Annotated in this window: 5 protein-coding genes; 2 read left to right on the forward strand and 3 right to left on the reverse strand. The window is 39.2% G+C overall.

All coding sequences use genetic code 11. The annotated features are described in order from the left end of the window. The first annotated feature begins 1 nt into the window (after window position 1). The gene (locus ACFO7M_RS15640; protein ID WP_379736726.1) at window positions 2-451 is read left to right on the forward strand and encodes a hypothetical protein; all 450 of its coding nucleotides are present in this window, start codon (window positions 2-4) and stop codon (window positions 449-451) included. A 40-nt stretch (window positions 452-491) separates the two neighbouring features. Here ACFO7M_RS15640 and ACFO7M_RS15645 read toward each other — a convergent pair whose 3' ends face one another. Then, window positions 492-2063, reverse strand: coding sequence for a S41 family peptidase (locus ACFO7M_RS15645; protein ID WP_379736728.1), 1572 nt, complete (start codon window positions 2061-2063; stop codon window positions 492-494). Between the two features lie 122 nt (window positions 2064-2185). Further along, on the reverse strand, window positions 2186-3574 hold the full coding sequence (gene glmM / locus ACFO7M_RS15650; RefSeq protein WP_379736730.1) for a phosphoglucosamine mutase: 1389 nt from the start codon (window positions 3572-3574) through the stop codon (window positions 2186-2188). A gap of 126 nt (window positions 3575-3700) precedes the next feature. Between glmM and ACFO7M_RS15655 the strand changes: the two genes are divergently transcribed. Next, complete coding sequence (locus tag ACFO7M_RS15655) at window positions 3701-4306, forward strand: ACP phosphodiesterase (protein WP_379736732.1); 606 nt, start codon at window positions 3701-3703, stop codon at window positions 4304-4306. A 1156-nt stretch (window positions 4307-5462) separates the two neighbouring features. Here the strand turns inward: ACFO7M_RS15655 and ACFO7M_RS15660 are convergent. Beyond that, on the reverse strand, window positions 5463-5840 hold the full coding sequence (locus ACFO7M_RS15660) for a hypothetical protein (RefSeq protein WP_379736734.1): 378 nt from the start codon (window positions 5838-5840) through the stop codon (window positions 5463-5465). Window positions 5841-6081: the final 241 nt, after the last annotated feature.

Here is a 6081-nt window from a genome sequence, read left to right on the forward strand (position 1 = left end):
TATGAAAAATTGTATTAGAACATTTATTATTACTGCTTTTCTGTTTTTGATTGTTCCTGATAATCTATTTGCTCAAGGACCACCGCCATGGGCACCGGCTCACGGGTATCGTGCAAAAACAAGATATGTCTATTTCCCTGACGAAAATATGTACTATGATTTACGTTCTAGAAATTACATTTACTTAAGCGGAAGAAACTGGGTAGTACGAACTGCTGTACCAAGAATCTTTGTAGGCATTAACCTAGGAAAAAGTGCTCAAATCGAATTAGATTTTGTTGGAGAACGTCCGTATGTACAAAATCAAATTCACGTAGTGAAGTACAAAAAATACAAAAAAGCGAAACCTCAAAAAGTAAAAGTGATCGAAGTGCATCATTATGATCACGATGACCACCACGACCATCATCACAAACATGGTAAAGGTCATGGAAAACATGGTAAGCATTAATAAAAAAAGGGTAAGAAATCTTACCCTTTTTTTATTTGCATTATTTCCCTAACTCTTTTAAAACCCATTCCAATTCAGGATCTTTATTGGTTATTATATCGTTAATCGTTTTTACTATTTCTTTATCCGGATATATACCATGACCAATGACGTTAGTTTGATTTACCGGACGGATATCCAATAGACCCAATCGCCATTTGATTTTCGAATTCGGTAGCGTCAAAACCGGCATAAAGCCTGCGACAGTTCCATTGAAATCACCGCCCGTTTCTTCGCCAACAAAAGTAATATCCTTATTGGCCTTTAATGCTGTGGACAGAATGCAGGATGCCGAAAAACTCCCCCCATTAATAAGTACATAAATCTTCCCTCCAAAATTATTGGGGTTCGGTTTTTGCAATTTCGATGAATTGATTGTATTGTAATACGTACCGTCATCCTTCTTTTTCACTTTGAAATAGGTGAATCCCATATAAAAAGGATAAGCCACACCTGCTAGAGGATAAGTAATTACCGGAATATTAGAAAAAATACCCGCTTGCCACATACTCGTTTTAGAGGTTACTATTGCCGGCTGTGTCAAAATAAAGTCTTGATTGGTCAGGTACGAATACAAATTCATAATCTCGTTCATCCTCCCACCTGGATTATCTCTTAAATCAATAACCAAAGTTGCGCTCTCCCTTTTTTTGATACTGTCGAATAGTATCTTATACGCTTTTCGGAAATTCCCGTCTGTAAAATCGTTAATTTTTAGATACGCCACTGATTTATCATTTCCTAAAAATTGTAATGACTTACTATATTCTTTAGTTTTAGTATCATATCCAAAGATTTTTTTCTTTTTTCGTTCCAATTTCGCATTTGCTTTACGAACAGACTTACTGAGTGTGTCTTTACCCGATGCCAATCTTTCCTTCTTTTGAGGTTTCTTGCGATTGATCATTTTGAAAAATACAGAATCTTTATACTTGAACTCAAATCTAAGGCTGTCATTGCTCTCGATTTCATCCGAAAGAAGCACTGGAAATCTTCTTAAAAACCATTTCCTTGGAAAAGTTGTATTGTATCCATCAGAAGTAATACTTTGTCTGTATTTATTGTAAAGATCCTGTGGTTTGATATTTTTGATTGCAACTATTTCGGTACCCAATTGAATATCTGAAAACTTAGAATTGTTTTTAATGACAAACAATTTTTCGTTTTCCCAATCGTATTTGAATTGCGACAAAGGTGCTTCCCCCGCTTTTTTCAATCTTTTGAGCTCTTTTCTGGAATATCGTTTGGTCATAGGAATCATTGACATATGACCTTGATGGACAGATGCAATCACCGGACTGATTACAAAATAGAATTCCTTGCTGGTCATTGGTTTATTGACTACATTTCGGATACTATCGAATTTGAAGCTCAATTGTTCTTTTGTAATATACAAATCAAGACTTGGATGGAGTTTGAAGAGTTTACGTTCCACATAGTCGATATCATGCTGAAGTTTTTCTACAGTAATTTTTTCACTTCTTCTCTTATTGTGTTTTTCAACGGATGCGCAAGAAATAAGCAGCAATGAACTGGCTAAAGCGGTACAAAAAAACAGACGGATTGGACTCATAATTGGATGTGTTGGCACTCTTTAAGTCGGAAAAATACAGAAATGTTACATTTTATTCTATAATTCCTTAAAAAATAACCCTGAGTTATCAACCCAGGGTTATTGTTACATTATATTGTATGTTAGATACCTGCTATTTGTTTCAATTCGGTAACAAAACGATCTGCCAATACATCGGCAGCCTGTTGTGTAGGTGCCTCAGTATAGATACGAATAATTGGCTCTGTATTGGATTTACGTAGGTGAACCCATTCTGAAGCAAAGTCAATTTTCACACCATCGATAGTAGAGATTTGTTCATTTTGGTATTTCTCAAAAATAGTCTTCAATACCCCATCGACATCGATTTGTGGAGTAAGTTCAATTTTATTCTTACTCATGAAATACTGAGGATACGACGCTCTCAATTCGGCAACCGATTGACTTTGGTTGGCCAAATAGGTTAAGAACAAAGCTACCCCAACAAGTGCATCGCGACCGTAGTGACTTTCCGGATAGATGATACCTCCGTTCCCTTCACCACCGATGATAGCATTACTTGCTTTCATCAGTTCTACTACATTCACCTCTCCTACTGCACTGGCTTGGTAACTACCGTTGTGTTTTTCGGTAATATCGCGTAAGGCACGAGAAGAAGACATATTTGAAACGGCATTACCCGGTGTTTTACTTAATACATAATCGGCTACTGCTACTAAAGTGTATTCTTCTCCGAACATTTCACCATCGTTAGAAATAAACGCCAAACGGTCTACATCCGGATCGACCACAATACCGAAATCGGCTTTTTCTTCCACTACCAATTTACAGATGTCGCCCAAATGTTCTTTCAACGGTTCCGGGTTATGTGGGAAATGGCCATTCGGTTCGCAGTACAGCTTCACTACTTCCACACCCATTTGTTCCAATAATTTCGGGATGATGATTCCTCCTGATGAATTCACACCATCAACCACGACTTTGAACTTCTTCTTTTTAACTAAATCGGCATCCACTAGTGGCAATTCCAACACTTCATCGATGTGGATATCCATGTAGGCATCGTTTTCTGTTACTTCACCCAAGAAGTCCACTTCCACGAAATCGAAAGCTTCATTTTCTGCAATCTCCAATATCTTAGCACCATCGGCACCGCTCAGGAATTCCCCTTTGGCATTCAATAGCTTCAAGGCATTCCATTGTTTTGGATTATGAGAAGCCGTTAAGATGATTCCTCCATCGGCTTGCTCCAAAGGCACAGCGATTTCGACAGTTGGTGTTGTTGACAATCCTAAATCGATAACATCAATTCCTAAACCTAAAAGGGTATTTACCACTAGATTATGAATCATAGGGCCTGAGATTCGGGCATCGCGACCAATACATACTTTCAATCGGTCTTTCTGAATATTTTGTTTTAAAAAAGTACCATAAGCCGAAGCAAACTTCACTGCATCAACAGGAGTCAGGTTGTCTCCTACTTTTCCACCGATGGTTCCGCGAATTCCTGAAATTGATTTTATTAATGTCATATTCTAAATTATGAGTTCTAAATTATGAGTTATACGTTTTTTTACTACTAGCAAAGATATGAATTTGGAAGGTAGTAAAAATGATATGAATTTCAAATTTCAATACGAAATGATTATATTCGACCTATGAACTTTTTGGCACACATCTACCTTTCCGGGGAAAACGAGTTGATTTCTATTGGCAATTTCATGGCCGATGGCATTCGTGGCAACCAATACCTTCAGTTCCCGAAGGAGATTCAGCAAGGTGTTTTGTTGCACCGAACTATTGACAGCTTTACCGATGCACATCCGACGTACCGAAAGAGCAAGCACCGATTGCATGAGCGTTATGGTCATTATTCGGGAGTGATTATGGACATTATCTATGACCATTTTTTGGCAAAGAACTGGAGTCATTATCATCACGAACCTTTGGAAGAGTATGCGGAACGTTTTTACCAATCTTTGCGGCAACATTACGAACTGCTTACTGAGAAAACCCAAAATATGATGCCGTATATGATTGCTCGGAATTGGCTGGTGAGTTATGCTTCATTAGCTGGACTTGAAATGATACTGTTTCAGATGGATTACCGAACAAAACATCGTGCACATATGCAAAATGCTATGGTGGAATTACAGGAATTTTACCTTGAGTTTGAGGAGGAGTTTACCCTGTTTTTTGAAGAGTTACGGGAGGTGTGTCGTTTGCGTTTGAAAGAGCTTATGGATTTTGATTCGAATTCCTAACGAATCGTGATGTTCTTCTTTTCTTTTCTTTTGCCTTGACATCTCGTCTGATGACGAGACAGGCAGAAATCTCTTCTAAAGCCGAGACACAGCAAAGATCAAGACTGCATAGTCTACTCCTAAAAACTAACTCAGTACTACGTTTCGCGACCCGAACCGCTCGTAGTGCTTTCTTTTCTTTTTTGTCTTGACATCTCTTCTGATGACGAGACACAGCAAAGGTCAAGACTGCATAGTCTACTCCTAAAAACTAACTCATTTTTTATTCTTTTCTTTTGTCTTGACATCTCGTCTGAGGCCGAGACAGGCAGAAATCTCGTCTGGGGACGAGACACGGCAAAGGTCAAGGCTTCGATTCTCGGCGGTCCAATTTCATTTCGAATCCTAAAAGAAAAGAACTCATCTCGTCATGACTGACGAGACTCAAACAGCTTTTCTTTTTACGGATTCTTCAATGATTGGAACCTCGCCTGCGAATCTGTGGCCGAGGGATGACGTAATAAAATCTAGAAACAAATTATTTTTCATGTTCTTTTCTTTTGCCTTGATGCAAAAGAAACAAAAGATCAAGACTGCATAGTCTACTCCTAAAAACTACCTCAGTACTCCGTTTCGTGACCCGAACCGCTCGTCGTGCCTCCTCGGCTACGCGGATCACTCTCACTAAGTACTTTCGTTGTTTTTAACGGAGTATGCTATTAGGTCGGCGTTGGGATGACGTAATAGGGATCTAAAAACAAACTATTTTCATGTTCTTTTCTTTTGCCTTGACATCTCGTCTGATGACGAGACAGGCAGAAATCTCGTCTAGGGACGAGACACGGCAAAGATCAAGACTGCCTATTCTAATTCTAAAAACTACCTCAGTACTGCGCTTCGTGACCCGAACCGCTCGTCGTGCTTTCTTTTCTTTTGTCTTGACACAAAAGAAACAAAAGGTCAAGACTGCATAGTCTACTCCTAAAAACTACCTCAGTACTGCACTTCGTGACCCGAACCGCTCGTCGTTCCTCCTCGGCTACGCGGATCACTCTCACTGCGTACTTTCGTTGTTTTTGACGGAGTATGCAATGAGATCGGGTTGGGGATTGCGATTTGGGAGTGATGGGAGTTAAAAAGTAGAGTACGGAAACCATAACTTATCGTGCATTTGATACTATTGAGCGTGCGGATAAAATAATGTATCGTGCGTTTGAAAATTGTAAGCGTGCGGATGCCATAATGTATCGTGCAGATGGTAATGGTAAGCGTGCGGATGCCATAATGTATCGTGCGGATGGTAATTGTAAGCGTGCGGATGCCATAATGTATCGTGCGGATGGTAATGGTAAGCGTGCGGATGCCATAATGTATCGTGCGTTTGATAATTGTAAGCGTGCGGATGTAATAATGTATCGTGCGTTTGGTAATGGTAAGCGTGCGGATGACATAATGTATCGTGCGTTTGATGATTGTAAGCGTGCGGAGGGAATAATTTACTGTGCGTTTGAAAATTGTAAGTGTGTGGATGTATTAATTTACCGTGTACTAACAACTATTCAAAGAAAGGCATAAAAAAACCTTGCAACAGAGGAAAAAATTGAAATTTGGATTGTTGGATTATTGGATTGTTGGATTGAAAGATTTTTGACTTTAGTGTGGCTTCGAGATCCTCAGCCACCACGATACTTCAAAAGGCTCAGTAACCGCCGCTGACAGGGTTGGGAATTCGGTATAAAATTCTTATATTCACGTTTTTATAAGCCCGACAAAATGAAATGGAATGCACGCCTGAT

Source organism: Flavobacterium sp. GCM10023249 (genome assembly GCF_042653365.1).
Taxonomy (GTDB): domain Bacteria; phylum Bacteroidota; class Bacteroidia; order Flavobacteriales; family Flavobacteriaceae; genus Flavobacterium.